The following is a 26,611-nucleotide window of genomic DNA, read 5'->3' on the forward strand; positions in this document are numbered from 1 at the left end:
CGAGGCGTCAGCCCAGGCTGTTGTAGATGGTGTTCAGCAGGGTGTTGGAGTCGTCGTCGTTCTCCAGGGCGAAGGCGAACATGCCGCCCAGGCCCTTGGACTTGGCGTAGGCCGCGCGGGCCTGGATGGCCTTCGGGTCGTCACCGGTCCAGAAGTTGGTGCCGTCGTAGACCCAGGTGGACTCGGTGATCGGGTCCCAGTGGGTGTTCTGGGCGGTCAGGGTGAGTTCGCGCCAGCTGGCGAGGCCGGCTTCCTGGCTGCCGGGCTTGGCGGGGGTGGCGCCGGTGGCCTTCTGGTAGAGGCCGTAGTTGTTTCCGGCCTGGACGCCGGTCCAGCCGCGGAAGTAGAACGGGATGCCGAGGATGATCTTGTTGGCGGGGAAGCCGCCGGTGATGCCGTACTCGGGCAGGCCGGTGGTGTAGGCCGCCAGCGTGGTGTCCACGTTGTACTTGGCGGTGCCGGGGGTGATCGGCGTGGTCGGGTCGGCGGGGCTGTCGTGCAGCGGGTCCTGGAGGTTGGTCGGACCGGTGGCGTCCCACGAGCCGTGCATGTCGTAGGTCATGACGTCGGCGTAGTCCAGGTACGAGCCGATCTTGTCGGTCTCGATGTACTGGATCTTGTCCTGGCCGGACGGCAGCGCCGCGGTGAGCAGGAACTTCTTGCCGACGCTCGCGCCGTAGCCGTCCAGCTGGCTGCGGAACTCGGCGAGCAGCGCGGTGAAGTTCTGCTTGTCGGCCGCGGAGTAGTGGTTGCCGGTGTGGCCGCCGGCCGAGCCCGGGTACTCCCAGTCGATGTCGATGCCGTCGAAGATGCCCGCGGCGCTGGCCGCGCCGCCGGAGGCGTCACCGGCGACACCGGTCGGCAGGTTGCCCTTGAGGAACATGTCGATGCAGGAGGAGACCAGCTTCTTGCGCGAGGCGTCGGTGGCCGCCGCGTCGGAGAAGTACTTGGAGTAGGTCCAGCCGCCCAGCGACAGGGTGACCCGGAGGTTGGGGTTCTTCGCCTTGAGCTGGCGCAGCTGGTTGAAGTTGCCCTTCAGCGGCTGCTGCCAGTCGTCGGCGGAGCCGTCGACCGAGATCGCGCCGGAGTAGTCCATCTGGTAGTCGGCGTACGCGTCGGCCGCGCCGTCGCCCGCGTTCGGGTTGTCCTCGTGGGTGGCGTCGGAGGCCTTGACGGCCTCGAAGCAGTTGAGGTTGGTCGGGTGGATGTTCTCGAACGCGTAGGAGATGACGTCCAGCTTGCCGGCCGCGCCCGAGGTGTCGACGTTCTTCGGGTAGTAGGCGGCGTCGTACACCGACCACTGGTCGAAGTACGCGGATTTGTACGGCTTGGCGGTGGCGGGCGCGGCGGCGGTGGAGGTGGTCACCGCGGCGGACTGCTGGGAGGCGTGGCCGGCCTTGTCGTACGCCTGGACGGTGAAGGTGTACGAGGTGTTCGGCAGCAGCGAGGAGATCGCGATGGAGGTGCCCATCGAGGTGCCGACCAGCTGGCCCTTCGACCAGACCTTGTAGCCGACGTAGTTGTCGGTGGAGTCGGTCGAGGCGTTCCACTTCAGCACCACCGCGTTGGCGGTGGTCTTCGTGACCGTCACTCCGCCCGGGACGGTGATCTTGCCGTCGCCGCCGGGGCCGTTGCCGGTGCCCGAGCTGGAGCTCGCGGACGGCGACGGCGAGGAGGAGGTGGAGGTGGACGGGCTGGGGGAGGCGCTCTGCGAGGGGCTGGCCGACGCCGAGGCGCTGGCGCTGGAGCTCGCGGAGGTCGAGGGGCTCGGCGAGCCGCCGGTGCCGGGGCCGGTCAGGGCGAGGTCGTCGGCCTGGTAGGCGCCGGCGCCGTACCAGCCGTGGGTGAAGACCGTCACCGAGGTGGTGGTCGCGCCGGTGGTGAAGCTGGTGCTCAGCTGGGTCCAGTTGGTCGCGGCGGGCGTCCAGGTGGAGGCGTTGACGCCGGTGCCGGTGGCGCCCAGGTACACGTAGTTGCCCTTGAGCCAGCCGGCCAGGGTGTACTTGGTGTTCGGCTGGACGGCGACTGTCTGCTGGCACTGGCCGGTGTCCGAGGCCGTGGCGTTGGCGTTCAGCGCGTAGGACCCGCCGTGCACGGGGGTGGTGACCACCGAGCCGTTGGTGCAGGTCCAGCCGCTGAGCGAGCCGGCCTCGAAGTCGCCGTTGGCGAGCAGGTTGACGGTGGCCGCCGAGGCGCTGCCGAGCGAGAGCGCGAGCGCGGTGGAGCCGACCGTCATGGCGGCGGCCACCACGAGGGCGCCGGCGCGTCGCCGGGAGGGGGCCCGGCGCGTCGACCCGGGTGCGGGCGTGGCCCGTTCAAGCATGGAGGAACCTCCGGAGTAGTGGGGTTGTCCGGTAGGTGCGGCGGCCCGACGGGCCCAGGTGGGAGCCTGTGCGCTTGGGGTGAGCGCGTCACCTAGATTGGACTGGACCAATCGCCCGGGTCAAGGATTTCGGCTCACGAACCGTCAGGAAGCTTTCCGATCATTCGGGTTGGGGGCGGTCGCGGCCGGGGAACGCGGGCGGGGGGCTTCCCGCCGTTGTGCGCCCTTGGCTCTCAGTTGCATATGACTTGCAATTGCGAGCGGATCGACGGAAGGATGATGCGGCTCACCACCGTCCGGAAGGAAGATCCCATGCCAGCGCCCAGCCGTCTGCGTGACCGGCTCACCCGCGAGGAGTGGATCCGGCTGGCCGGAATGGCCGCGTTCGTCCTCGCCCTGCACGTGGTCGGGTGGTTCACGCTGCTGGCGGTGATCGCCCCCAAGCACTACGACGTCGGCGGCCAGGTGTTCGGCGCGGGCATGGGCCTGACGGCGTACACGCTCGGCATGCGGCACGCCTTCGACGCCGACCACATCGCCGCCATCGACAACACCACCCGCAAGCTGATGGGCCAGGGCAAGCGCCCGCTCTCGGTCGGCTTCTGGTTCTCGCTCGGGCACTCCTCGATCGTCTTCGGCCTGTGCGCCCTGCTGGCGTTCGGCATCCGCTCGCTGGCCGGGCAGGTGGAGTCCGACGACTCCACGCTGCACACGGCGACCGGCCTGATCGGCGTCACCGTCTCCGGCACCTTCCTGGTGCTGATCGGCCTGATCAACCTGGGCGCGTTCAACGGCATCCTGAAGGTGTTCCGGCGGATGCGGCAGGGCGACTTCGACGAGGCCGAGCTGGAGCGCCAGCTCGACAAGCGCGGCTTCCTGAACCGGATCCTCGGCCGGGTCACCCGGGCCGTCACCAAGCCCTGGCACATGTACCCGGTGGGCCTGCTGTTCGGCCTCGGCTTCGACACCGCCACCGAGGTGTCGCTGCTGGTGCTGGCCGGCGGCGCGGCCGCGTTCTCGCTGCCCTGGTACGCGCTGCTGGTGCTGCCGATCCTGTTCGCGGCCGGCATGAGCCTGCTGGACACCATCGACGGCTCGTTCATGAACTTCGCCTACGAGTGGGCGTTCTCCAAGCCGGTCCGCAAGATCTACTACAACCTCACCGTCACCGGCCTGTCGGTGCTGGTGGCGCTGGTGATCGGCGTGATCGAGCTGGTCGGCCTGCTGGCCGAGAAGCTGGACATCACCTCCGGCCCGATCGGCTGGATCGGCTCGCTCGACCTCAACCTGGTCGGCTACGTGATCGTCGGCCTGTTCGTGGTCACCTGGGCCGGCGCGATGGCGTTCTGGAAGTTCGGCAAGGTCGAGCAGAAGTGGTCGGCGGGCCTGCGCGAGCAGTCCTGACCGACGCGGCGTCAGCCGGCAAGGGGCACCCGGCGGGTGCCCCTTTCGCACGTGCGGGGGCCGGAACCGTTCCGGGCCGGGCGCCCCTTTCGCACGCGCAGTGGCCGGAACGTTCCGGGCCGGGTGGCCCGGCGTACCCGCTCGGTGGCGAGAAGTTCACGTCAAGACCCTTGTCGGGTCAACTTCTACGCGCGTATCTTTCTGGCTGGATCTACGCGAGTTGCTGTTCGGGGCCCGCCCGGCAGGGCCGGAGAGGCCCCGGCAGTCAGCATCCTGACGAACCCTCAACGCCACCCGGCGCCCACGTGACGGCGACCGGGACATGGTCCTGCCACGAAGGAGCCCCGCCAAGGTGCCCAGCCCCACCCCCGCCCGCCGCTCCCGCCGCGCGCTGCTGCGCGTCACCGCGCCGGTCGCGGTCGCCGCCTCCCTGGTCCTCGTCCCGCTGCCGGGCGCGTTCGCCGCGCCGTCCACCGGCGCGGTGATCGCCGAGGTGTACGGCGGCGGCGGCAACTCCGGTGCGACGCTGAAGAACGACTTCATCGAGCTCGGCAACCCGACCGGCGCCGCCTTCGGCCTGGCCGGCTACAGCGTGCAGTACCTGCCCGGCAGCCCCGGCGCCTCCACCCAGTGGGGCGTCACCCCGCTGAACGGCTCGATCCCGGCCGGCGGCCGCTACCTGATCGCCGAGGCGCCCGGCGCCGGCGGCACCGTGGACCTCCCGGCCGCCGACGCCGGCGGCAGCCTGGCGCTGTCCGCCACCTCCGGAACCGTCGCGCTGGTCAACGGCACCGCCCCGCTGAGCTGCAAGACCGCCGCCGACTGCGCCGCGGACTCGCGGATCGTCGACCTGGTCGGCTTCGGCACCGCCGTGGTCCGCGAGGGCAGCGGCCCGGCCGCGGGCGCGTCCAACTCCGCCTCGGTCGCGCGCGGTTCCTCGCTCGCCGACACCGACGACAACGCCAAGGACCTCACCGCGGGCGACCCGACCCCGGTCAACTCCAAGGGCCAGACCACCGGCGGCGGCACCACCCCCGGCGGCGGCGGTGGCACGCCCGTCCCCGGCGACGTGCGCATCCACGACATCCAGGGCGCCACCCGGATATCGCCGCTGAACACCAAGACCGTCACCAACGTGCCCGGCATCGTCACCGGCGTGCGCGGCTACGGCACCAAGGGCTTCTGGATCCAGGACCCCAACGCGGACGACAACCCGGCCACCAGCGAGGCCGTGTTCGTCTTCACCGGCTCCGCCAACCCGACCGTCAAGGTCGGCGACTCGGTGCTGGTCACCGCCAAGGTGAGCGAGTACTACCCGAACAGCTCGGGCGGCTCGCAGTCGGTCACCGAGCTGACCGGCCCCAAGGTCACCGTGCTGTCCTCCGGCAACGCCGTCCCCGCGCCCGTGGTGCTGGACGCCGCCGCCATCCCGGCCGCGTACGCGCCGGACGCCGCCGGCGGTTCGATCGAGAACCTGCCGCTGGACCCGTCGAAGTACGCCCTCGACCTGTACGAGTCGCTGGAGGGCATGAACGTCGAGGTCCGCGACGTGCCCGTGGTGCAGGCCACGGACAAGTACCACGAGCTGTGGGTGGACGCCGCCCCGACCGACCCGCGGACCGACCGCGGCGGCGTGGTCTACCTCGGCTACGACAAGCCGAACAACGGCCGGATCATGATCCAGTCGCTGCCGCCGCTGACCGAGCAGCCGTTCCCGGTCGCCAACGTCGGCGACAAGCTGACCGGCTCCACCGCCGGCCCGCTCGACTACAACCAGTTCGGCGGCTACACCATCGCCGCGAACACCGTCGGCACCGTCCAGGACAACGGCCTGCAGCGCGAGGTCGCCGACCGGGCGCTGCCCAGCGAACTCTCCATCGCCACCTACAACGTGGAGAACCTCGCCCCCGGCGACGCCGACGCCAAGTACACCGAGCTCGCCCAGGCCGTGGTCACCAACCTGCGCTCGCCCGACATCGTCGCCCTGGAGGAGATCCAGGACAACAGCGGCGCCGTCGACGACGGCACCGTGGACGCCTCGGTCACCGTGCAGAAGTTCATCGACGCCGTCAAGGCCGCCGGCGGCCCCGCCTACGACTGGCGCTCCATCGACCCGGTGAACGACAAGGACGGCGGCCAGCCCGGCGGCAACATCCGCCAGGTGTTCCTGTTCAACCCCGACCGGGTCTCCTTCACCGACATCCCCGGCGGCGACTCCACCACCGCCGTCGACGTCACCGGCACCGGCAAGCGCACCTCGCTGACCGCCTCGCCCGGCCGCATCGACCCGAACAACGACGCCTGGAACAGCAGCCGCAAGCCGCTGGTCGGCCAGTTCAGCTTCCACAACAAGGCGGTCTTCGTGATCGCCAACCACTTCAACAGCAAGGGCGGCGACCAGGGCATCGACAGCCGCTTCCAGGCCCCGAACCGCAGCTCCGAGGTGCAGCGGCAGCAGCAGGCCGCCGTCGAGCAGGCCTTCGTCGCCAAGCTGGAGGCCGCCGACCCGGACGCCCGGGTCGTCTCGCTCGGCGACTTCAACGACTACCAGTTCTCGCCCGCGCTGCAGACCCTCACCAAGGGCGGCGTGCTCCGCGACCTGGTGAACGACCTGCCCGCGAGCGAGCGCTACTCGTACGTCTACCAGGGCAACTCGCAGGTGCTCGACCACATCCTGGTCAGCCCCGCGTTCAAGCGGCAGCACGTCCGCTACGACGTGGTGCACATCAACAGCGAGTTCGCCGTGCAGGCCTCCGACCACGACCCGCAGGTGGTCCGGGTGAAGCCCTGACGGCTCGCCGGGTCCTCGTCGGGAGCCCTCGTCCTGCCGCTTCTCGGGCGGGGCGGGGGCTCCCGCGTTGTTACCGGTGGGTTGACCTCGGGGCCGGGTGGCCGCAGGATCGGGGCTCACTGTCTTTGGGAAGGATCCCCGGATGGCCCTCGACGCCGACGTCATCGTGATCGGAGCCGGCCTGGCGGGCCTGGCCGCCACCGCCGAACTCGCCGACGCCGGGCGGCGCGTCATCCTGCTCGACCAGGAACCCGCCGGGTCGCTCGGCGGCCAGGCGCACTGGTCCTTCGGCGGGCTCTTCCTGGTCGACTCGCCCGAACAGCGCCGGATGCGGATCAAGGACTCCCGCGAACTCGCCTGGCAGGACTGGCTCGGCACCGCCGGCTTCGACCGCCCCGAGGACGCGTGGGCGCGCCGCTGGGCCGAGGCGTACGTCGACTTCGCGGCCGGCGAGAAGCGGGCCTGGCTGCACGGCCTCGGCGTGCGGCTGTTCCCGGTGGTCGGCTGGGCCGAACGCGGCGGGCTGCTGGCCAGCGGCCCCGGCAACTCCGTCCCGCGCTTCCATATCACCTGGGGCACCGGGCCCGGCCTGGTCGAACCGTTCGCCCGCCGGGTCCGCGACGCCGTCCGGGCCGGCCGGGTCACCCTCCGCTTCCGGCACCGCGTCACCGGCCTCTCCGCGAGCGGCGGTTCGCTCGACACCGTCACCGGGGAGATCCTCGCGCCGTCCGCCGTGCCGCGCGGCGAAGCCAGCTCCCGGGCCGTCGCCGGGCAGTTCGAACTGCGCGCCCAGGCCGTGATCGTCGCCTCCGGCGGCATCGGCGGCAACCACGACAAGGTCCGCGCCGCCTGGCCCGAACGGCTCGGCACCCCGCCCGCCCGGATGCTCTCCGGCGTTCCCGCGCACGTCGACGGCCTGATGCTGGACGTCGCCGCCGCGGCCGGCGCCGGCCTGATCAACGGCGACCGGATGTGGCACTACACCGAGGGCATCGAGAACTGGAACCCGATCTGGGCCCGGCACGGCATCCGCATCCTGCCCGGCCCGTCCTCGCTCTGGCTGGACGCCACCGGCGCCCGGCTGCCCGTCCCGCTGTTCCCCGGCTTCGACACCCTCGGCACCCTCGACCACATCATGCGCACCGGGTACCAGCACACCTGGTTCGTGCTCACCCAGAAGATCATCGAGAAGGAGTTCGCGCTCTCCGGCTCCGAACAGAACCCCGACCTGACGGGACGTTCGATCCGCCGGGTGCTCGGACGGGCCCTGCCCGGGGCGCCCGGGCCGGTCGAGGCCTTCAAACAGCACGGCGCGGACTTCGTGGTGGCCGCCACGCTGGAGGAACTCGTGCGGGGCATGAACGAGCGCCAGGACGGCGCCCCTCCCGTCGACGCCGTCGCGCTGCGGACGGAGATCGAGGCCCGCGACCGCGAGATCGCCAACCCCTTCGGCAAGGACCTCCAGGTCACCGCCATCCACGGGGCCCGCCGCTACCTCGGTGACAAGCTGATCCGCACCGCGACCCCGCACCGCCTGCTCGACCCGGCGGCCGGACCGCTGATCGCCGTCCGGCTGCACATCCTCACCCGAAAGTCGCTGGGCGGCCTCCACACCGACCTCGACTCGCGCGTCCTGCAGCCGGACGGCTCGGTGCTGGACGGCCTCTACGCGGCGGGCGAGGCGGCCGGCTTCGGCGGCGGCGGCATCCACGGCTACCGCTCCCTCGAAGGCACCTTCCTCGGCGGCTGCCTCTTCACCGGCCGCACCGCCGGCCGGGCCGCGGCCGCCGCCACCGCCTGATCCCCCGCTACCGCCCGGTCGCGCCGTCGATCTGCTCCCGCAGGATGTCGGCGTGACCGGCGTGCCGGGCCGTCTCGCCGGTCATGTGGGCCAGCACCCACCGCACCGAGCGCAGCTCGTCGTTGACCGGCACCGCCACCGGACGGGACAGGTCGGCGGACGCGCCGATCACCGCGTCGCTCGCCGCGACGGCCTCCGCGTAGGCGGCCAGCACCTGCTCGGCACCCACCCCGGCCGGGACGTCCATGGTGAAGTCGACCTCCGCGTACGTCAGGTCGCCCGCCACGTGGTGCCCGAACCAGTACCGCTCGGACGCGGTGAGGTGCTGCACCAGACCCAGCAGGTTGGTCCCCGTCCCGACCAGGACCCGGCGCAGCTGCTCCTCCGTCAGCCCCTCGGTCTTCTTCACCACGCACTCCCGGGCGAACCTCAGGAAGGCCAGCGAGGTGTCGAGTTCGCTGCTGTCGTTGAACGGTACGGGGCGGCGCTGGGTCTCGGTCGCAGTCATCCCGCGAACCTATCCGTCCCGCCGCGCGGGTCGCACCGGGATTTCCGGGCGGTCGGCGTGCGGTGCCGCGTGGGCGGCTCTGCGGGCGCGGAGAATGGGGGCGTGAGCGAAGGAGTCGTGGTGGCGGAGTTGGACGGGCGGCCGGTGGCGGCCGGGGAGTTGCGGGCGCTGGCGCTGACGAACTACGGGCACTTCACCACGATGCTGGTGGAGGACGGCCGGGTGCGAGGGCTGGAGTTGCACCTGGCGCGGTTGGAGCGGGACTGCGCGGTGGTGTTCGGGGTGCGGCCGGACCGGGGGCGGGTGCGCGAGTTGGTGCGGCGGCAGGTGCCGGCGCGCGGGGCGGTGGTGGTGCGGGTGACGTTGTTCGACCCGGGGATGGACCTGGGGAGCGTCGGGGGGCCGGCCGATCCGCGGGTGCTGGTGACGGCGCGTCCGGCGGGGAGCGGGGCGCCGGGGGCGGTGCGGGTGCGGACGGCGGGGTACCGGCGGGACCTGCCGGAGGTGAAGAGCGTGGCGCTGTTCGGGGTGCTGCGGCAGCGGCGGCTCGCCCAGCAGGCGGGGTTCGACGACGCGCTGTTCGTGGACGCGGAGGGCGGGTTGACGGAGGGCACGACGTGGAACGTCGGGTTCCTGCGCGACGGCGAGGTGGTGTGGCCGCAGGGGGAGTACCTGACGGGCACCGCGATGACGCTGCTGCGCGGGGCGTGCGGTGGGGGGTTCGCCAGGGTGGGGAGGGAACTCGCGGGCGTGGACGCGGTGTTCGCCACCAATGCGACGACCGGCGTGCGGGCGGTCGCGGCGGTGGACGGCCGGGAGTTCGACGTCCGGGAGGCCGAGGCGGCGGGGCTGGCGAGGCTGCGGGCGGCGTACCTGGAGGTGCCGGGCGACCCGCTGTGAGCAGCGACGATGCGCCATGATCGGGCCGGTGCGCGCCTCGCGTCGGCAGCTTTACCAACACATGGTCTGATCATGTGCTCGGCCAGACCGACACGATGACGGTCGTTCACCGAGCATCAGGGTGACGGCCATCGGCCGCTGGCAGTCTCCCGCGCATGGATATCCCGAACATGGGCGTGCCCGCCCGGCTGGCCGCCCGCATGAACATGGCGGAGCAGCACGAGTACCTCCGCAGCAAGCTCTCCCGCCGCACCCTGCTGCGCTCCAGCGCGGTGACGGTCGGCGCGCTGGCCGTCGGCGGGGCGCTGGGCTCCGGCACGGCGTTCGCCGACCCGGCCGTGAAGCAGAGCGGCACGACGGACGCGGTGTCCGGTTCGCTGGTGGCCCCGGTCGGCCGTCACCTGCAGTTCGGCGCCGACGCCGACACCCAGATGCGGGTGTCCTGGCAGGTGCCGGCACCGGTGAAGAAGCCGTTCCTGCGCTTCGGCCGGCACCCGTGGGAGCTCAGCCACAAGATCGAGGCCGAGGTCCGGGCGCTGCACACCCCCGCGCTGGTCGACGGCGCCACCCCGGTCGACCAGTACTACCTGCACGTGGAGCTGAACCACCTTCAGCCCGGCACCACCTACTACTACGGCGTCGGCCACGAGGGCTTCGACCCGGCCTCGCAGCAGGCGATCTCCACCCTGCAGACCTTCACCACCGCGCCGTCCCGCCACGGCCGGCGGGGCCGTCCGTTCGAGCCGTTCACCTTCACCGCATTCGGCGACCAGGGCGTCTCCTCGCACGCGGCCGGCAACGACCACGTCATCCTGGCCCAGCAGCCGGTGTTCCACCTGCACGCCGGCGACATCTGCTACGCCGACCCGATGGGCCAGGGCAAGGACAGCGACCGCGTCGCGTTCAACGCGCTGACCTGGGACGCGTTCCTGGCGCAGACCGAGACGGTGGCGGCGAAGGTCCCGTGGATGGTCGCCTACGGCAACCACGACATGGAGGCCTGGTACTCGCACAACGGGTACGGCGGCGACGACGCCCGCTTCACCCTGCCGACCAACGGCCCGGACCCGCGTACGGCGCCCGGCGTGTACTCCTTCACCTACGGCAACGTCGGCGTCGTCTCGCTGGACGCCAACGACGTGTCCTACGAGATCCCGGCCAACCTGGGCATCACCGCAGGCCGGCAGACCGAGTGGCTGGAGCGCAAGCTGCGCGAGCTGCGCGCGGACGAGGCGATCGACTTCGTGGTGGTGTTCTTCCACCACTGCGCCTTCTCCACCACCCACCAGCACGCCTCCGACGGCGGCGTCCGGGACGCCTGGGTGCCGCTGTTCGAGAAGTACCGGGTGGACCTGGTCATCAACGGCCACAACCACGTGTACGAGCGCACCGACGCGATCCTCGGCAACAAGGTCAACAAGGCGGTGCCGAGCGGCGCGAGCATCGACCCGTCCAAGGACGGCGTGGTGTACGTGACCGCCGGTGCGGCCGGCCGCAGCCTGTACTCGTTCGACGCCCCCGACACCTACGAGGGCCACGAGAACCACCAGGACGAGGTGGTCACGTACCACTTCGACAAGGGCAGCGTGAAGGTCGCGGAGACCGTGCAGTGGTCGCGGGTCCGCTACACCGGCTACTCGTTCATCAAGGTGGACGTCACCCCGGCGCACCGCGGCGCGACCAGCAGCATGGAGGTCACCGCGCTGGCCGAGGACGGCACCCGGATCGACCACTACTCGATCACCCGCCGGGCGGGCCGCAGCGAGCACGGCCACTGAGGGCCGGCGAGGTCCCCGGACCCGGTGCTGTCGGGCCCGGGGACCTCGCCGTCTAGGGTGGTGCGGTGAGTACCGTCCGCTCGATCACGTTGTTCGCGCTGGCCGCGCTGCTGGAGATCGGCGGCTGCTGGCTGGTCTGGCAGTCCGTCCGCGAGTCCCGCCCGTGGTGGCTGGCCGGCCTCGGCGTGCTCGCGCTCGGACTGTACGGCTTCACCGCCGCCCTCCAGCCGGACGCCAACTTCGGCCGGGTGCTGGCCGCGTACGGCGGCGTCTTCGTGGCGGGCTCCCTGCTGTGGGGCGTCGTCGTGGACGGCTTCCGCCCCACCCGCTGGGACGTGCTGGGCGCGCTGATCTGCCTGGCCGGCGTCGGCGTGATCATGTACGGCCCGCGGCGCTGACCGACCGTCAGCCCGCCACCCAGCGCCAGCCGTTCTTGTCCTCGCACCGGATGGTCCGCCCCGAGGCGTCCGTGCCCGCCACCCCGTGGTCCGAGGCCCGGCAGAACTGGCCCGCCTTGTAGCAGTTCCCCGCGTTCGACAGCGGGTGGCAGCCCGCCTGCTCCGGCGCGTGGGTGGGGTCGGCCGGCGGCTTGGCGGTGGTGGCCTTCGGCGCCGGCTCCGGCGCCTTGGTGGTCGGCGCCGGCACCGGAGCCTGCGTGGTCGGCTCGACGGTCGGCGTGGGAGTGGGGCTCGGCGACGGCGTCGGGGACGGGCTGGGGCTCGGGCTGGGCGGCGGAGTGGGGGAGTCGCTGGGGGACGGCGCGCTGCTGCTGACGGCAGCGGGCGAGCCGGTCGTGGCCGGCGCGGCGTCGGTGGGATCGCAGGCGGTGGCGAACAGCGCGGCGGCCAGCAGTGCACCGGCCGCGGAGGCCCGGCGCAGGCGGAGGGAGAAGGACAAGACGGCTCATCTCGCAGGGTCGGCGTGGACGGGACGCCATCCTTCCGAGTGTGTGCGAGCCGTGGAGTTCGAGTGACCGGTTCGTTACCGATCGGTGATCGAGGTGCGTCGCAGCGCGCCCTCGACGCCCGTCCGGGCGCGCCGAGCGGGATCCGTGCGCAGCGCCGCGATCGGCTCAAGGTCGGTCGGCCCGGCCGGAGTTGACGGTGGGTGAAGGTGCGGACGCACGGCGGAGCCACCGGCGTCCGCGCCGCCGACCTGCTCCGCGGCCGGACGGGTGTCCGCTACTGGCGGTAGGTGGCGAGGAAGCGGCCGATGCGGTTGATGGCCGTCTCCAGGTCGTCGGCCCGGGGGAGGGTGACGAAGCGGAAGTGGTCGGGGCGGGGCCAGTTGAAGCCGGTGCCCTGGACGATGTGGATCTTCTCGCGGAGCAGCAGGTCGAGGACGAAGCGCTCGTCGTCGACGATCCGGTGGACGGCGGGGTCGAGCCTGGCGAAGGCGTACAGCGCGCCGCGCGGCTTGACGCAGGAGACGCCGGGGATCTCGTTCAGCGCGCGCCAGGTGACGTCGCGCTGCTCGGTGAGGCGGCCGTTCGGCAGGACGAGGTCGTCGATGGACTGCCGGCCGCCGAGCGCGGCCTGGACGGCGTACTGGGCGGGCACGTTGGGGCACAGGCGCATGCCGGCCAGCATGGTGAGGCCCTCCAGGTAGTCCCTGGCGTGCTGCTTGGGGCCGGAGACCACCAGCCAGCCGCTGCGGAACCCGGCCACCCGGTAGGACTTGGAGAGGCCGTTGAAGGTGAGGGTGAGGACGTCGTCGGCGAGGGCGGCCAGGCAGTGGTGCTCGACGCCGTCGTAGAGGATCTTGTCGTAGATCTCGTCGGCGAAGACCATCAGGTTGTGGCGGCGCGCCAGGTCCAGCAGGCCTTCGAGGAGCTCCTTCGGGTAGACCGCGCCGGTCGGGTTGTTCGGGTTGATCACCACGATCGCCTTGGTGCGGTCGGTGATCTTCGCGGCGATGTCGTCCAGGTCGGGGAACCAGTCGGACTCCTCGTCGCACAGGTAGTGCACCGCCTTGCCGCCGGCGAAGGTCACCACCGCCGTCCACAGCGGGTAGTCCGGCATCGGGACGAGCACCTCGTCGCCGTTGTCGACCAGCGCCTGCACGCTCATCTGGATCAGCTCGGAGACGCCGTTGCCGAGGTAGACGTCGTCCACGGTGACGCTCGGGACGCCGCGCTGCTGGTAGTACTGCACCACGGCGCGGCGGGCCGGCAGGATGCCGCGGGAGTCGCTGTAGCCGTGCGCGTTGGTGAGGTTGCGGATGATGTCCTGGACGATCTCCTCGGGGGCCTCGAAGCCGAACGGCGCCGGGTTGCCGGTGTTCAGGCGCAGGACGCTGTGGCCGGCCTCCTCCAGGGCGTTGGCGGTGTCGACGACCGGGCCGCGGATCTCGTAGCAGACGTCCTTCAGCTTGCTGGACTGGCGAAACTCCATCAGCGGCCTCCCGACCCGTCACCGAGCCCCTGCGGCCGGCTTGCTTCGTTCTACCAAGTGAGGACTTGGAAAGTCCAACCTCTTGGCTATGCTGACGGCATGCCACGCCGAAGCTACGACCAGTACTGCGCCGTCGCCCGCGCCCTGGACGCGGTCGGAGAACGCTGGAGTCTCCTGATCGTCCGTGAACTCCTCGGTGGACCGCGCCGCTACACCGACCTGCACGCCGACCTGCCGGGCGTCTCCACCGACATCCTGGCCACCCGCCTCAAGCAACTGGAGGCCGAGGGGCTGGTCGAGCGCCGACGGCTGGAGCGCCCCGCCAACGCCACCGTCTACCAGCTCACCGACCGCGGCGCCGAGCTGCGCCCCGTCATCGAGGCGCTCGCCCACTGGGGCGCCCCGGAACTCGGCGAACCCCGCCCCACCGACGCCTTCCGCGGCCACTGGTACGCCGTCAACTGACTTGTGAAGGCGACTATTTGGGTACGATGAGAAGGTCCGGGCGCAACCGGTCGTCCGGGGACGAACGGGGGTCCACCATGCCACGGCTGATCGAAATCGCCGTCTCCGCCGCCCGCGCGGTCGCCCGCCCCTTCCGCAGTCGGCGCCCCGCCCACGACCACGCCGAGGCCCACCGCGCCGAGGTCGCCCGGGACGCCGCGGCGGCCCGCCACCATCGGTCCGCCAACCACAGCTGGACGGGCGGCGGGCCGGCCCAGTAGCGACGGTACGACAGGCGGGGCGGGCCGATCCGGAGCGCGCGGCGGGCCGTCGGAGCCGTGTGCTTGGCTGGCCGCCATGGACGACTCCTCACGCATGTGGATCACCGCCGTACCGCCGTTCGGCCCGGACGACGTCGGGGTGCTGCTGTCGGTGGACACCGACTCGGCCGACCCCGGGGAGCGGATCGCCGGTCAGCTGCTGAACCGCGGCCACGAAGGCGAGGAGGGCGTGTTCTACCTGCTGCCCTTCGACCTGTCCGCCCGCTACGCCCGAACCGGCGACCGGCTGGCCGTCACGCTGGTCGCGCCGCGGGCGGTGCTCGGCGAGGAACTGGCCGAACAGGCCGAGCTGTTGGACGCGTTCGCCGACGCCCCGACCGAGGGCGAGGACGAGTGGGTGACGCTGCTGCGGCGCGAACTGGTCACCGACTTCGTGCCGGCCGAGCAGGACGGCGAGAAGCAGGCGGTGCTGCTGATCGACCACGTCGGGCCGGTGGATGCGTTGGCCGGGCTGTTCGACCGCTTCGAGGCGGGGGAATCAGGGATGGCGGTGCTCAACGCCCAGTAGCGGGACGGGGCGCGGGAACGGGGGAGACTCGTGCAGGAGACCGATCGGTCGCGCGCGCTGGCCGGGTTCACGGCCGCAGCCGTCGGGACGGGCATCGGGCTGGTCCTGATCCTGCTGTTCTGGGCCGGCTCTGCGCTGTTCGGCGACGGCGGGCTCCCGTCGTCGATCGTGGGCCTGACGATCCTTCCGGTGGGCGGTCCGATGAGCTCGATCCGGGAGCGCCGGCCGGTGAACCGGCGGCCCGCCCTGCTGGTCGCACTGCTCCTGCTCCTGCTGGTCACCGTGGTCCTGGCCGCCCTCGGCGACGCCTACGCAGAGGACGACGGGGCGGGCCTCGGTTGGCCGGCGTTCGGCCACCTCCCCGGCGTGCTGCTGGCCGGCGCGGTCTTCGGCGCGCTGTGCGGCGGAGCGGCCGACGAACCGGGCCGGCACTGGCTGCGGTTCACCGGCCGCAGCCGCCGCCTCCACCTCGTTGTGTACGACGGCCTGGCGGTCCTGTCCGAACTCGCCGTCGCGGCGATGGTCGCGAGCGGCTGACGCGCGGGGCTCGGTCCAGGTCCGGGACACGCCCGATTCAGGCGCTATGGCAGAGTCTCCAACCTTTTGCCCGGTATGGTCGGCGGGCGTCCGCACGTCCCCCTGGAGCATCCGCCATGCCGCAGCCCCAACCGGTCCTCGCCAATCTGACCGGGGCCGCCGTGTTCCTGGTGCTCACCGTCGAGGAGGGCGGCGAACAGGCCGTCCGCGACCTGCTGCCCGACCTCGGCGGGCTGGCCCGCTCGGTGAGCACCCGCGCCCCGCACGACGGGCTGTCGCTGGTGGTCGGCATCGGCTCGGACGCCTGGGACCGACTGTTCGCCGGGCCCCGCCCCGCCGGCCTGCACCCGTTCGAGGAACTGGCCGGCCCCCGGCACCTCGCCCCCGCCACTCCCGGCGACCTGCTGCTGCACGTCCGCGCCGAACGCATGGACCTGTGCTTCGAGTTGGCCACCAGGGTCACCGGCCGGCTGGGCGCCGCGGTGAGCGTCGTCGACGAGACGCACGGCTTCCGGTACTTCGACTGCCGTGACCTGATCGGCTTCGTCGACGGCACCGAGAACCCGGTCGGCCGGGACGCCGCCGACGCCGTGCTGATCGGCGACGAGGACCCGGCGTTCGCCGGCGGCTCCTACGTCGTCGTGCAGAAGTACCTGCACGACATGGACGGTTGGAACGCGCTCAGCACCGAACGCCAGGAACTGATCATCGGGCGCACCAAGCTCGACAACATCGAACTGGACGACGCCGTCAAGCCCGCCGACTCGCACGTCGCGCTGAACACCGTCACCGGGCCGGACGGCGAAGGGCTCGACATCCGGCGGCTGAACATGCCGTTCGGCTCGTTCACCGAGGGCGGCGAGTGCGGCACCTACTTCATCGGCTACGCCCGCGACCCGTGGGTGACCGAGGAGATGCTCCGCAACATGTTCCTCGGCCGCGGACCGGCCGCCCACGACCGGCTGCTGGACTTCTCCACCCCCGTCACCGGGACCCTCTTCCACGTCCCGAGCGCCGACTTCCTGAGCGACCCGCCGCCCGCGCCCGGCACCGCGGCCGCCCGCGCGCAGGCCGACGCCCCGTCGGCACCCCAGCCACCGGCCCCGTCCGCGAACCCGGCGGTCCGGGACGGCAGTCTCCGCATCGGCAGCCTGAAGAGGAGTCCCTCACCGTGAACAACCTGCACCGCGAGCTGGCGCCCGTCTCCGCCGCCGCCTGGGCCGAAATCGAGGAGGAGGCCCGGCGCACCTTCACCCTGCACCTGGCCGGCCGCCGGGTGGTCGACCTGCTCGGCCCCGACGGGCCGGAACTCGCCGCGGTCGGCACCGGCCACCTCGCCGACATCGCCGCCCCCACCAACGGCGTCCAGGCCCGCGCCCGGGAGTGCCAACCACTGGTCGAACTGCGCGTCCCGTTCACCGTCACCCGGGCCGCCGTCGACGACGTCGAACGCGGCTCCAAGGACTCCGACTGGGACCCGGTCAAGGACGCCGCCCGCACCATCGCCCTCGCCGAGGACCGCGCCCTCTTCGACGGCTACGCCGCCGCCGGCATCACCGGCATCCGCGACGGCTCCAGCAACCACCCCGTCGCCCTGCCCGCCGACGTCCGCGACTATCCCAACGCCGTCAGCCGCGCCCTCACCGCGCTGCGCCTGGCCGGCGTCGGCGGCCCCTACTCCCTGCTGCTCGGCGCCGACACCTACACCGCCGTCAACGAGACCTCCGACCACGGCTACCCCGTCCACAACCACCTCGCCCGCCTCCTCGACGGCGAGATCATCTGGGCCCCCGCCGTCGAGGGCGCCATCCTGCTCTCCGCCCGCGGCGGCGACTTCGAACTCCACCTCGGCGAGGACCTGTCGATCGGATACCTCTCCCACGACGACACCACTGTCCACCTCTACCTCCAGGAGTCCCTCACCTTCCAGCTCCACACCCCCGAGGCCTCGGTGTCGCTCACCTCCGACTGACCAACTTGGGTGATCAGAAAGGGAGTTGACGCCGGGAGGGTTGGAATCAGGCCAATGGTGAAGGGAGGCTTCCGGGTCTCCGGCGGGGGGCGCACCATATGAGGCACGCAGGGACGTCCGGTGCTGAGGGGAGCACGCCGTGTCCGATTCTTCCGAGCCGCGATGCCCGTTTCTCGACCCGACCGCGGGGGCGATCCATGCGGAGGCCGCCGGGTTGCGGGTGCAGGGGCCGGCGGTGCTGGTCGAGTTGCCCGGGCAGGTCCGGGCCTGGTCGGTGACCAGGCATGCGGTGATCCAGGCGCTGACCACCGATCCGCGGGTGTCGCGGGACTTCCGGCGGCACTGGCCGGGAGTCGACGAGGTGCCGGACGGGTGGGTGCTGGGGTCGGTGGCGTTCCAGGACAGCCTGGTGAACCGGTACGGGGACGAGCACCGCAGGGCCCGGGGGCGGATCGCGCCGTCGTTCCTGCCGCGGCGGGTGAAGCCGATGCGGCCCCAGGTGCAGGCGACGGCCGACCGGCTGGTGGCGGCGCTCGGAGCGCTCGCGCCGGGTGAACGCGCGGACCTGCGGGGGGCGTTGGCGCGGCCGCTGACGATGACGTTGATCTGCGACCTGTTCGGCGTGCCCGAGGAGATGCGCGAGAGGCTGGGCCACCTGATCGACCGGGCGCTGGACTCCTCGCTGACCGAGGCCGCCGCGCTCGCCGTGCAGAACGAACTCTACGAACGTCTCGGCGAGTTGGCGAAGTACAAGCGGGCCCGCCCGGGCGCCGACCTGACCACCGACCTGCTGCTCTCCGACCGGCCGGGCGAACAGCCGCTGGCGGAGCACGAACTGGTCGGTACGCTGTTCACGATGATCGCCGCCGGCTTCGAGACGGCCGTCAACCTGATCGCCAGCGCGGCGCTGCTGGTGCTCACCCACCCCGAGCAGCTGGCCGGGCTGCGGGCGGGGCGGATCGACTGGACGGACGTCATCGAGGAGACGCTGCGGGTCGAGGGCCCCATCATGTACGTCCCGCTGCGGTACGCCCTGGAGGACATCGACCTCGGCGAGGGCGTGGTGATCGCGAAGGGCGACCCGATCATGGTCGGTTTCGCCGCCGCGGGCCGGGACCCGCAGGAGCACCCGGACCGGCCGGACGAGTTCGACCCGACCCGGGCGGACAAGGGCCACCTGGCGTTCGGCCACGGCCCGCACTTCTGCGTCGGCGCGCCGCTGGCCCGACTGGAGGCCGAGGTGGCGCTGAGCACCCTGTTCGAGCGGCTGCCCGAGCTGGCCCTGGCAGAGCCGGGGCGGCGGCCCGCCCGCCTCCCGTCGCTGATCGTCAACGGCCCGGAGCGCGTGGAGGTGGTGCCCCGGCCGCGCACCGGCGGCGACCGAACCCGCGAGTAGGGTTGGGGCCGCAGGGACGACCCCAGGAGGCGGTGTGCGGCAGTACCGGGCGATGGTGGCGGTGGGCGACTCGTTCACCGAGGGGATGTGCGACGACGTCCTGCCCGACGGGCAGTTCCGCGGCTGGGCGGACCGGGTCGCGGGCGCGCTGGCCGCGGAGCAGGACGGGTTCCGGTACGCGAATCTCGCGGTGCGGGGCAAGCTGATCGGCCAGATCCGGGACGAGCAGGTGGACCGGGCGGCGGCGACCGACGCCGACCTGGTGACGCTCGCGGGCGGCCTGAACGACGTGCTGCGGCCGGGCTGTGACGTGGCCGAGGTGGAGCGGCGGCTCGGCGAGTGCGCGGCGGCACTGGTCGCGGACGGCCGCACCGTGGTGCTGTTCACCTCGACCGACCCGACCCGGCGGATGGCCGGCAGCGCGCGGCTGCTGCCGGCGATCCTGCGGATGAAGGCGTTCGTGGAGCGGACGGTGCGGGAGAACCCGGGCCGGGTGGTGCTGGTCGACCTGTTCTCCGCGCCGGCCTTCGACGACCGCCGGCTGTGGGCGGAGGACCGGCTGCACCTGTCGGCGGAGGGCCACCGCCGGGTCGCGCTGGCGGTGCTGGAGGCGCTCGGCCGCCCGTCCGAGGAGGACTGGCGCGCGCCGCTGGCCGAGCCCGACACCCGCACCCGGGGCGAGAAGCTGCGCGCGGACGCCCGCTGGCTGCGCACCCACGTCGGCCCGTGGATCGGGCGGCGGCTGCGCGGCCGCTCCTCCGGCGACGGGCGCCCCGCCAAGCGCCCCGAGCTGCTGCCGTACCGGGTGTGACGGAACGTCAGGCGAGCCGGACGGTGAGGCCGACGGTGCCGTGCTTGCCGCGGCGCAGCCGGCTGCCGAGCAGGGTGACCCACCAGAGCAGCCCGTACTTGCGGGCGAGCAGCCGCCGGTAGTGCTCGGTGGTGGCGGCGTCGGCGACCGCGGCGGTGGCCGGCACCGCCTCGCCGGTCGGGTTGCCGCGCACGTCGCACGGCCCGACCAGGACGTCCGGGCGCCGGCGGATCCGCTTGACCTTCCACGAGTCGGCCACGGTCCACACGCCGAGGCTGTCGCCGTCGCGGACCATCCACACCGGCGTCGGCACGCCGCTGCCGTCCTTGCGGTAACTGGTGATGAGCAGGTACTTCCCGGCGGCGAGCCGGTCCAGCGGGGTGTCGGCCATGGCCGCGAGTGTACGGCGGCCGACGGTCCGTCAGACAGTGCCGACCGGGTCGGTGTCCGTCCGGGGCCCGGTGGGCGCGGGCGCGGTGCGCCGACGGCGGGCCCGGGACGGGACGGTGGCCCGCCACAGCCGTCCCGCCGACCACAGGCCCGCGGCCAGCAGCAGCAGGTTGCGGGCCACGATCACCGCGGTGGGCCGCCAGCCGCCGGCCACCGCCGCGTCGAAGAACAGCGGGAAGTCGACGGAGGTCAGCGCGACCACCGGGATCAGCAGCAGCGCCACCGGCCGCTGGCAGGTGCCCCGGACGGACAGGCAGACCGCGGCCAGCCCGATCAGCCAGATCAGGTACTGCGGGGAGATCACCCGGCTGGTCAGGGTGAACAGCAGCACCGCGCTGAGCGCCGCGTCGTACGGGGTGGCGGCCGTCCAGCGGCGGGCGCGCAGCCGCCACAGCAGCAGCCAGCCGAACGCGGCGACCGTCAGCAGCAGCGACAGCTGGGACGCCCGGTGGACGTACGGGCCGAGGAACTCCATCGAGCCGTAGTGCTGCTCGACCCGGCCGGGCCAGCCGAACATCCGGGCCAGCTGGAAGGCCGTGCCGCCCAGCGACTCGATCTCGACGCCGCGGTGGCGCTGCGCGTGCAGGAAGTCCAAGGCGTGGTCGAAGAGCGCGGCCAGCACCAGCAGCAGGGCGAGCGCGGCCGCCGCCATCGCCGTCCAGGCCTGCCGGGTGGTGCGGCCGCGCGGGGTGCCGAGCACGATCAGCGCCGGCCACACCTTGACCATCGCGCCGACCCCGGCCAGCGCCCCGCCCAACCGGGGCCGGGCGGGCAGCAACAGCAGCGAGACCATCGCCAGCCCGGTGACCGCCAGGTCGTAGCGCCCGTACGGCAGGCCGAGCAGCAGCGGCAGCGCCAGCGCCCACAGCCACGCGCCGGAGGTGGAACGGCCGGGCCGGCCCAGCGAGACCCGCAGCAGCACGAACTGGACCAGCGCGTCGGTGAGCAGCATCAGCAGCCAGAACGCCTGGAGGTACGTCAGGAACGGCAGCGCGGCGGGTGCGAGCATCGGCAGCGCCGCGCCCGGCGGGTACTGCCAGGTGACGTCGTCCACCGGGAAGGAGCCGGTGCGCAGCACCTCGGACCAGCCGCGGTACAGCTCGCCGACCTCGGAGGTGGACTCGGTCTTCGCGGAGCGGACCAGGCCGACCATCAGCAGCCGGCTGGCGATCCAGTACACAGCCAGCACGAGGACCTCGCGGGGCCAGGTCGCGGGGCGGCTCCAGCGGATCGGCCGGGTGGGGACCTGCGCCACCGTTGTCCTCCTGTGCGGTCGTGCTGCGGGGTCGATCCGGGGCCGAGCCTCTGGACAGGCCCTTGTGCGATCTCACTCATATCAGACAAATCGGGCGACGCCGGACCGGCCTCCGCGCGTGTCCGTGCACGTCCCCGGAACGCGCCACACCCCGCCGTGCCGCCCGGTCCGCCGAACAACGTCGGCCGGACCTGCCAGAATGCACGGGCGAGAAGCGAAACCACCAGAAAGGGTGACCGGCATCGTGACCATGCCCGTCGAACGCAAGATCGCCGAGGAACTTGGCGTCCGCGAGAACCAGGTGCAGGCTGCCGTCGGCCTGCTCGACGGCGGAGCGACCGTCCCCTTCATCGCGCGCTACCGCAAGGAAGCCACCGGTGCCCTCGACGACACCCAGCTGCGCACCCTGGAGGAGCGGCTGCGCTACCTGCGCGAACTCGAGGAGCGCCGGACCGCCGTCCTGGAGTCCATCGACTCCCAGGGCAAGCTCGACGACACGCTGCGCGCGCAGATCCTCGCCGCCGACTCCAAGGCCCGACTGGAGGACATCTACCTCCCGTACAAGCCCAAGCGGCGCACCAAGGCGCAGATCGCCCGCGAGGCCGGCCTCGAACCGCTGGCCGACACGCTGCTCGCCGACCCCGCGCAGGACCCGGCCGCGCTCGCCGCCGGCTACGCGAACGAGCAGGTCGCCGACGCCGCCGCCGCGCTGGAGGGCGCCCGCGCCATCCTGGTCGAACGCTTCGGCGAGGACGCCGACCTGGTCGGCTCGCTGCGCGAACGGATGTGGACCCGCGGCCGGCTGGTCGCCAGGGTCCGCGACGGCAAGGAGCAGGACGGCGCCAAGTTCGCCGACTACTTCGACTTCGCCGAGCCGTACACCAAGCTGCCCTCGCACCGGATCCTGGCGATGCTGCGCGGCGAGAAGGAAGAGGCCCTCGACCTCGAACTCTCCCCGTACGACGGCGCCGAGGAGGCCGACCTGCCCGGCGCGAGCGACTACGAGCAGCGGATCTCCGCCCGGTTCGGCATCGCCGACCGCGGCCGCCCCGCCGACAAGTGGCTCACCGACACCGTCCGCTGGGCCTGGCGCACCCGCATCCTGGTCCGGCTCGGCATCGACCTGCGCACCCGGCTGCGCGCCGAGGCCGAGGACGAGGCGGTCCGCGTCTTCGCCGCCAACCTGCGCGACCTGCTGCTCGCCGCCCCCGCCGGCACCCGCGCCACCATGGGCCTCGACCCGGGCTTCCGCACCGGCGTCAAGGTCGCCGTGGTCGACGCCACCGGCAAGGTCGTCGCCCACGAGACCATCTACCCGCACCAGCCCGCCAACAAGTGGGACGCGGCGCTGGCCGTGCTCGCCCGGCTCGCCGCCGAGCACAAGGTGGACCTGGTCGCGATCGGCAACGGCACCGCCTCCCGGGAGACCGACCGGCTCGCCGTCGACCTGATCAAGCGTCACCCCGAGCTCGGGCTCACCAAGGTGATGGTCAGCGAGGCCGGCGCGTCCGTGTACTCCGCCTCCGCGTTCGCCGCCCAGGAACTGCCCGGCCTCGACGTCTCCATCCGCGGCGCGGTCTCCATCGCCCGCCGCCTGCAGGACCCGCTGGCCGAACTCGTCAAGATCGACCCCAAGTCGATCGGCGTCGGCCAGTACCAGCACGACCTCAGCGAACTCAAGCTCTCCCGCTCGCTGGACGCCGTGGTCGAGGACTGCGTCAACGCCGTCGGCGTCGACGTCAACACCGCCTCCGCGCCGCTGCTCACCCGGGTCTCCGGCATCACCGGCACGCTCGCCGACAACATCGTCGCCCACCGCGACGCGAACGGGCCGTTCCGGACCCGGCGCGCGCTCAAGGACGTCTCCCGGCTCGGCCCCAAGGCGTTCGAACAGTGCGCGGGCTTCCTCCGCATCCCCGACGGCGACGACCCGCTGGACGCGTCCGCGGTGCACCCCGAGGCCTACCCCGTGGTCCGCCGCATCCTCGCCACCACCGGCGGCGGGCTCGGCGCCCTGATCGGCAACGGCGCAGTGCTGCGCTCGCTGCGCCCCGGCGACTTCGCGGACGACACCTTCGGCGTGCCCACCGTCACCGACATCCTCGGCGAACTCGACAAGCCCGGCCGCGACCCGCGGCCCGCGTTCCAGACCGCCACCTTCAAGGACGGCGTGGAGAAGATCTCCGACCTGGAGATCGGCATGGTCCTGGAGGGCGTCGTCACCAACGTCGCCGCGTTCGGCGCCTTCGTCGACATCGGCGTCCACCAGGACGGCCTGGTGCACGTCTCCGCGCTCTCCAAGAACTTCGTCAAGGACCCGCGCGAGGTGGTCAAGCCCGGCGACATCGTCCGCGCCAAGGTCACCGCCGTCGACGTCCAGCGCAAGCGCATCGGCCTCACCCTGCGCCTCGACGACGAGACCCGACCCGCCGCCGGCCCCCGCGAGCAGTCCGCCCGCCGCGACTCCCGTCCGCCGCGCCAGGACCGCCGCCAGAACGACCGCACCCCGCCCCCGCCCGCCAACTCCGCCATGGCCGACGCCCTCCGCCGCGCCGGCCTGGGCAAGTAACGAGCCCCCGCCCGACGGCCGGTCCCACGGGGCCGGCCGTCGCCGTCAGCCGGCGGCGCGGGCTTCGGTGGCGAGGGCGATGAGTTCGGGCCACCAGGGGTCTCGGTGGTGGGCGAGGAGGTGTTGGGCCTCTTCGGGGGTGGTGAGGCGGACTTCGAGGACCTGTTCGCCGTCGGCGGGGTTGGTGGGGGCGGAGTCGACGAGGACTTCGGCCCAGCCCCAGAGCCAGGCCTTGACGGGGTGGGGCTGCCAAGGGCGGTAGGGGACGGGGCCGTCGGAGACGGCGAGGTGGTGGCCGATCCAGGTCGGGGGGCCGGTGAGGCGGGCGCCCGCCTCTTCGCGGAGTTCGCGGGCCAGGCAGGAGTCGATGCTCTCGGCGGCCTCGCGGGTGCCGCCGGGGAGGAACCAGTGGCCGCGTACGTCGCGGCAGAGGACCACGCGGTCCTCGGAGAAACCCACCAGGTGGATGTTGGTGACCAGTTCGTCCGGCGGCAGTTCCGTGGTGAACTGCGCGTCGATGCCGCCCCACTCCCAGCGCTGCGGTGCGTGGAGGGCCGGGAACCTGGCTGCGATCGCGGCTCTGTCGTCTGTTCTGCGCGTCGTGTCCGTCATCGATCGATCGTAGTCCTGGGCGGGCGGAACCGGACCCGGGGGTCAACGAATCCGACGGAACGTCACCCTCCGGTGGGCGTACGTCAATTCACCGCACCGGAAGGTCATCCGACGGTGGCCTCCCGGTCGTTCCGACGGCTCGGCGAGCAGCGCGGTGCGCTCCGGGGAATGGATCCATGGCGGCGGGCAGTCGGGCGGCGTCGAGCGGGTGCATGCGGATCGCTCTCGTCGGACCCGCGGACCGGGCTCGACCGCTGTCCGCGGAGCCGGAACCGCCTGCGGACGAGCGGGCGCCGGAACGGGGATCCCCGTTCCGGCGCCCGCTCGTCGACGGTCCGTCAGGCGCGGACCAGGTTCTTGCCGGCGTCGCGGGCGGCGTCCAGCGCCTGGGTGTGGTACTCGGCGGCCAGGTCGCGCAGGCTCTCCATCGCCGGGTTGACGGCGGCCAGGGTCAGCTCGCGTCGGACCACGGTCAGGTCGGCGCCCCAGACGTCGCGCAGGATGCGCTCCAGGTACGGGGTGGAGTGGTCCCAGCCCTCGCGCGGGGTGCCGGGGGCGAAGCCGCCGCCGAGCGAGGTGACCAGCAGGACCGGCTTGTCCTTGAGCAGCTGCGCGGACGGGCCGGCGCCGGCGATCACCACGTCGACCCAGGTCTTGAAGTGCTGCGAGACGCCCCAGTTGTACAGCGGCACGGCGATGATCGCGGCGTCCGCGGCGCGCAGTTCCTCGGCGAGCTCGGCGCCGAGCGCGGCGGCGGTGCGCTGCTCGTCGGTGCGCTGGTCCTCGGGGGTGAAGCCCGCCAGCGTGGCGTGGGTCCAGACGTCGCCGGGCAGCGGGTCGGCGCCCACGTGGCGGCGGGTGACGGTGCCCTCGGGGTGGGCGGCCTCCCACTCGGCGTGGGCGGTGTCGGCGAGCTCGGAGCTGGTCGAGTTGGGGCCCATGATGCTGGCGTCCAGGCGGAACAGGTGCATGACAGATCTCCTCGGATCTCGGCCTGCCGGGGAAGCAGCGGGCGCGGCGGGGCAGGGTGGGGAAGGCGGCCGGGCGGGCCTCCGTTGAAGCGGACTTTACCCCGCTTCGATGAAGCGGACTTTACCCCGTTTCGCTCGGAAGGTAAATTGGCAGCCATGGACGTCCCCTTCGGCAAGCCCCCGGTCGAGCGAGCGGACGCGGCCCGCAACCGGGAGGCCCTGCTGTGCACGGCCCGCGCGATGATCGCCGAGCTCGGCACCGAGAAAGTCACCATGGACGGGCTCGCCGAACGCGCCGGCCTGGGCAAAGGCACCGTCTTCCGCCGCTTCGGCACCCGGGCCGGCATCTTCCGCGCGCTGCTGGACGCCGAGGAACAGTGCTTCCAGGCCGCGGTGCTGTCCGGCGCGCCCCCGCTCGGCCCCGGCGCCGACCCGGTCGACCGGCTGATCGCCTACGGCCGCGAACGGACGCACTTCCTGCTGGCGCGGCAGGACATCGCGCGCGCCGCGGTCGAACGCAAGGGTCCCGTCCCGGCCGGCGGGCCGGTGTTCACCCAGCCGCACATCGGGATGCTGCTCAAGCAGGCCCGGCTCGGCCTGCCCGACCCGGAGACGCTCGCCTTCCAGCTCACCAGCGCCCTCGAAGGCCCCCCGCTGGTCTTCCTGGCGATGGACCGGTCGACCGCCGAGCAGCGCGCCGAACGCTGCCAGGGCGACCTCGGGGCGCTGCTCGCCGACGGCTGGCAGACCCTGATCGAACGGCTCGCCGGACGCTGAGCGGGGCGCCGGACGCTGAGCGGGGCGCCGGACACTGAGCGGCTCGCCGGGCGGGGCGTGAGGCGTTGGC

Annotated in this window: 23 protein-coding genes and 1 pseudogene; 16 read left to right on the forward strand and 8 right to left on the reverse strand. The window is 72.6% G+C overall.

Features of this window, described 5'->3' with window-relative positions; genetic code table 11:
* Positions 1-7: 7 nt before the first annotated feature.
* On the reverse strand, positions 8-2,323 hold the full coding sequence (locus ACI1MP_RS28230) for a glycosyl hydrolase family 18 protein (protein WP_380336917.1): 2,316 nt from the start codon (positions 2,321-2,323) through the stop codon (positions 8-10).
* A gap of 312 nt (positions 2,324-2,635) precedes the next feature.
* On the opposite strand from ACI1MP_RS28230, the gene ACI1MP_RS28235 reads away from it, so the two are divergent.
* The 3 genes from ACI1MP_RS28235 (at position 2,636) to ACI1MP_RS28245 (ending at position 8,319) form a co-directional block, all read left to right on the forward strand.
* Positions 2,636-3,727, forward strand: a complete 1,092-nt coding sequence (locus tag ACI1MP_RS28235; RefSeq protein ID WP_404869751.1) for a HoxN/HupN/NixA family nickel/cobalt transporter — start codon at positions 2,636-2,638, stop codon at positions 3,725-3,727.
* Between the two features lie 352 nt (positions 3,728-4,079).
* The gene (locus ACI1MP_RS28240) at positions 4,080-6,518 is read left to right on the forward strand and encodes an endonuclease/exonuclease/phosphatase family protein (RefSeq protein ID WP_404869752.1); all 2,439 of its coding nucleotides are present in this window, start codon (positions 4,080-4,082) and stop codon (positions 6,516-6,518) included.
* 142 nt (positions 6,519-6,660) lie between these two features.
* Positions 6,661-8,319, forward strand: a complete 1,659-nt coding sequence (locus ACI1MP_RS28245) for an FAD-binding dehydrogenase (RefSeq protein WP_404869753.1) — start codon at positions 6,661-6,663, stop codon at positions 8,317-8,319.
* A gap of 7 nt (positions 8,320-8,326) precedes the next feature.
* Here ACI1MP_RS28245 and ACI1MP_RS28250 read toward each other — a convergent pair whose 3' ends face one another.
* Positions 8,327-8,827 (reverse strand): DinB family protein, encoded by a 501-nt coding sequence (locus ACI1MP_RS28250; RefSeq protein ID WP_404869754.1) that lies wholly within the window; start codon positions 8,825-8,827, stop codon positions 8,327-8,329.
* Between the two features lie 120 nt (positions 8,828-8,947).
* Between ACI1MP_RS28250 and ACI1MP_RS28255 the strand changes: the two genes are divergently transcribed.
* The 3 genes from ACI1MP_RS28255 to ACI1MP_RS28265 all read left to right on the forward strand — a co-directional run bounded on the left by ACI1MP_RS28255 (position 8,948) and on the right by ACI1MP_RS28265 (position 11,903).
* A complete protein-coding gene (locus tag ACI1MP_RS28255) occupies positions 8,948-9,727 on the forward strand; it encodes an aminotransferase class IV (protein ID WP_404870841.1) in 780 nt (259 codons plus the stop codon).
* A 155-nt stretch (positions 9,728-9,882) separates the two neighbouring features.
* Positions 9,883-11,505 carry a metallophosphoesterase family protein gene (locus tag ACI1MP_RS28260; protein ID WP_043913253.1) on the forward strand — a complete coding sequence of 541 codons (1,623 nt, stop codon included), beginning with the start codon at positions 9,883-9,885 and terminating at the stop codon, positions 11,503-11,505.
* A 65-nt stretch (positions 11,506-11,570) separates the two neighbouring features.
* Entirely contained in the window at positions 11,571-11,903 is a 333-nt protein-coding gene (locus tag ACI1MP_RS28265) for a YnfA family protein (RefSeq protein WP_380336901.1), read from the forward strand.
* Positions 11,904-11,910: 7 nt separating this feature from the next.
* Here the strand turns inward: ACI1MP_RS28265 and ACI1MP_RS28270 are convergent, their stop codons facing one another.
* The gene (locus ACI1MP_RS28270) at positions 11,911-12,402 is read right to left on the reverse strand and encodes a hypothetical protein (RefSeq protein ID WP_380336898.1); all 492 of its coding nucleotides are present in this window, start codon (positions 12,400-12,402) and stop codon (positions 11,911-11,913) included.
* Between the two features lie 284 nt (positions 12,403-12,686).
* Positions 12,687-13,898 (reverse strand): pyridoxal phosphate-dependent aminotransferase, encoded by a 1,212-nt coding sequence (locus ACI1MP_RS28275; protein WP_380336896.1) that lies wholly within the window; start codon positions 13,896-13,898, stop codon positions 12,687-12,689.
* Positions 13,899-13,997: 99 nt separating this feature from the next.
* Here ACI1MP_RS28275 and ACI1MP_RS28280 point away from each other — a divergent pair.
* From ACI1MP_RS28280 to ACI1MP_RS28315, 8 genes and pseudogenes are all read left to right on the forward strand, one after another.
* Positions 13,998-14,357, forward strand: a pseudogene (locus ACI1MP_RS28280) (winged helix-turn-helix transcriptional regulator); the annotation flags it as partial.
* A gap of 83 nt (positions 14,358-14,440) precedes the next feature.
* Complete coding sequence (locus ACI1MP_RS28285; RefSeq protein ID WP_380336894.1) at positions 14,441-14,623, forward strand: hypothetical protein; 183 nt, start codon at positions 14,441-14,443, stop codon at positions 14,621-14,623.
* Positions 14,624-14,699: 76 nt separating this feature from the next.
* Entirely contained in the window at positions 14,700-15,191 is a 492-nt protein-coding gene (locus tag ACI1MP_RS28290) for a hypothetical protein (protein ID WP_404869755.1), read from the forward strand.
* A 30-nt stretch (positions 15,192-15,221) separates the two neighbouring features.
* A complete protein-coding gene (locus ACI1MP_RS28295; protein ID WP_404869756.1) occupies positions 15,222-15,728 on the forward strand; it encodes a hypothetical protein in 507 nt (168 codons plus the stop codon).
* A 116-nt stretch (positions 15,729-15,844) separates the two neighbouring features.
* Positions 15,845-16,903 (forward strand): Dyp-type peroxidase, encoded by a 1,059-nt coding sequence (locus ACI1MP_RS28300; protein WP_404869757.1) that lies wholly within the window; start codon positions 15,845-15,847, stop codon positions 16,901-16,903.
* Positions 16,900-17,700 carry a family 1 encapsulin nanocompartment shell protein gene (locus ACI1MP_RS28305; RefSeq protein ID WP_380336883.1) on the forward strand — a complete coding sequence of 267 codons (801 nt, stop codon included), beginning with the start codon at positions 16,900-16,902 and terminating at the stop codon, positions 17,698-17,700. The genes ACI1MP_RS28300 and ACI1MP_RS28305 overlap by 4 nt, the downstream gene beginning before the upstream one ends.
* Before the next feature lie 139 nt (positions 17,701-17,839).
* Complete coding sequence (locus ACI1MP_RS28310; protein ID WP_404869758.1) at positions 17,840-19,096, forward strand: cytochrome P450; 1,257 nt, start codon at positions 17,840-17,842, stop codon at positions 19,094-19,096.
* Between the two features lie 34 nt (positions 19,097-19,130).
* Positions 19,131-19,907: an SGNH/GDSL hydrolase family protein gene (locus ACI1MP_RS28315; RefSeq protein ID WP_232734022.1), complete on the forward strand. Its 777-nt coding sequence runs from the start codon at positions 19,131-19,133 to the stop codon at positions 19,905-19,907.
* Positions 19,908-19,914: 7 nt separating this feature from the next.
* Here the strand turns inward: ACI1MP_RS28315 and ACI1MP_RS28320 are convergent, their stop codons facing one another.
* Together ACI1MP_RS28320 and ACI1MP_RS28325 are read right to left on the reverse strand one after the other, a co-directional pair.
* On the reverse strand, positions 19,915-20,298 hold the full coding sequence (locus ACI1MP_RS28320; protein ID WP_043913224.1) for a PPOX class F420-dependent oxidoreductase: 384 nt from the start codon (positions 20,296-20,298) through the stop codon (positions 19,915-19,917).
* 30 nt (positions 20,299-20,328) lie between these two features.
* Positions 20,329-21,612 (reverse strand): glycosyltransferase 87 family protein, encoded by a 1,284-nt coding sequence (locus tag ACI1MP_RS28325; RefSeq protein WP_380336877.1) that lies wholly within the window; start codon positions 21,610-21,612, stop codon positions 20,329-20,331.
* Between the two features lie 250 nt (positions 21,613-21,862).
* Here ACI1MP_RS28325 and ACI1MP_RS28330 point away from each other — a divergent pair, with 250 nt between their 5' ends.
* Entirely contained in the window at positions 21,863-24,181 is a 2,319-nt protein-coding gene (locus ACI1MP_RS28330) for a Tex family protein (RefSeq protein ID WP_404870842.1), read from the forward strand.
* 45 nt (positions 24,182-24,226) lie between these two features.
* Here the strand turns inward: ACI1MP_RS28330 and ACI1MP_RS28335 are convergent, their stop codons facing one another.
* Positions 24,227-24,793, reverse strand: a complete 567-nt coding sequence (locus ACI1MP_RS28335; protein ID WP_404869759.1) for an NUDIX domain-containing protein — start codon at positions 24,791-24,793, stop codon at positions 24,227-24,229.
* A gap of 338 nt (positions 24,794-25,131) precedes the next feature.
* Positions 25,132-25,764, reverse strand: a complete 633-nt coding sequence (locus tag ACI1MP_RS28340; protein WP_100586878.1) for an FMN-dependent NADH-azoreductase — start codon at positions 25,762-25,764, stop codon at positions 25,132-25,134.
* Positions 25,765-25,920: 156 nt separating this feature from the next.
* Between ACI1MP_RS28340 and ACI1MP_RS28345 the strand changes: the two genes are divergently transcribed.
* Positions 25,921-26,541, forward strand: a complete 621-nt coding sequence (locus tag ACI1MP_RS28345; RefSeq protein ID WP_100586877.1) for a TetR/AcrR family transcriptional regulator — start codon at positions 25,921-25,923, stop codon at positions 26,539-26,541.
* The last annotated feature ends 70 nt before the right edge of the window (positions 26,542-26,611 follow it).

Source organism: Kitasatospora griseola (assembly GCF_044999035.1).
Taxonomy (GTDB): Bacteria; Actinomycetota; Actinomycetes; order Streptomycetales; family Streptomycetaceae; genus Kitasatospora; species Kitasatospora griseola.

Excerpts from the sequence above, each read along its gene's own strand:
- ACI1MP_RS28320 (WP_043913224.1), bottom strand. The coding sequence starts at position 20,298 with ATGGCCGACACCCCGCTGGACCGGCTCGCCGCCGGGAAGTACCTGCTC.
- ACI1MP_RS28300 (WP_404869757.1), top strand. The coding sequence starts at position 15,845 with ATGCCGCAGCCCCAACCGGTCCTCGCCAATCTGACCGGGGCCGCCGTG.
- ACI1MP_RS28285 (WP_380336894.1), top strand. The coding sequence starts at position 14,441 with ATGCCACGGCTGATCGAAATCGCCGTCTCCGCCGCCCGCGCGGTCGCC.
- ACI1MP_RS28245 (WP_404869753.1), top strand. The coding sequence starts at position 6,661 with ATGGCCCTCGACGCCGACGTCATCGTGATCGGAGCCGGCCTGGCGGGC.
- ACI1MP_RS28340 (WP_100586878.1), bottom strand. The coding sequence starts at position 25,764 with ATGCACCTGTTCCGCCTGGACGCCAGCATCATGGGCCCCAACTCGACC.
- ACI1MP_RS28290 (WP_404869755.1), top strand. The coding sequence starts at position 14,700 with ATGGACGACTCCTCACGCATGTGGATCACCGCCGTACCGCCGTTCGGC.
- ACI1MP_RS28330 (WP_404870842.1), top strand. The coding sequence starts at position 21,863 with ATGCCCGTCGAACGCAAGATCGCCGAGGAACTTGGCGTCCGCGAGAAC.
- ACI1MP_RS28260 (WP_043913253.1), top strand. The coding sequence starts at position 9,883 with ATGGATATCCCGAACATGGGCGTGCCCGCCCGGCTGGCCGCCCGCATG.
- ACI1MP_RS28235 (WP_404869751.1), top strand. The coding sequence starts at position 2,636 with ATGCCAGCGCCCAGCCGTCTGCGTGACCGGCTCACCCGCGAGGAGTGG.
- ACI1MP_RS28275 (WP_380336896.1), bottom strand. The coding sequence starts at position 13,898 with ATGGAGTTTCGCCAGTCCAGCAAGCTGAAGGACGTCTGCTACGAGATC.
- ACI1MP_RS28230 (WP_380336917.1), bottom strand. The coding sequence starts at position 2,323 with ATGCTTGAACGGGCCACGCCCGCACCCGGGTCGACGCGCCGGGCCCCC.
- ACI1MP_RS28335 (WP_404869759.1), bottom strand. The coding sequence starts at position 24,793 with ATGACGGACACGACGCGCAGAACAGACGACAGAGCCGCGATCGCAGCC.
- ACI1MP_RS28345 (WP_100586877.1), top strand. The coding sequence starts at position 25,921 with ATGGACGTCCCCTTCGGCAAGCCCCCGGTCGAGCGAGCGGACGCGGCC.
- ACI1MP_RS28250 (WP_404869754.1), bottom strand. The coding sequence starts at position 8,827 with ATGACTGCGACCGAGACCCAGCGCCGCCCCGTACCGTTCAACGACAGC.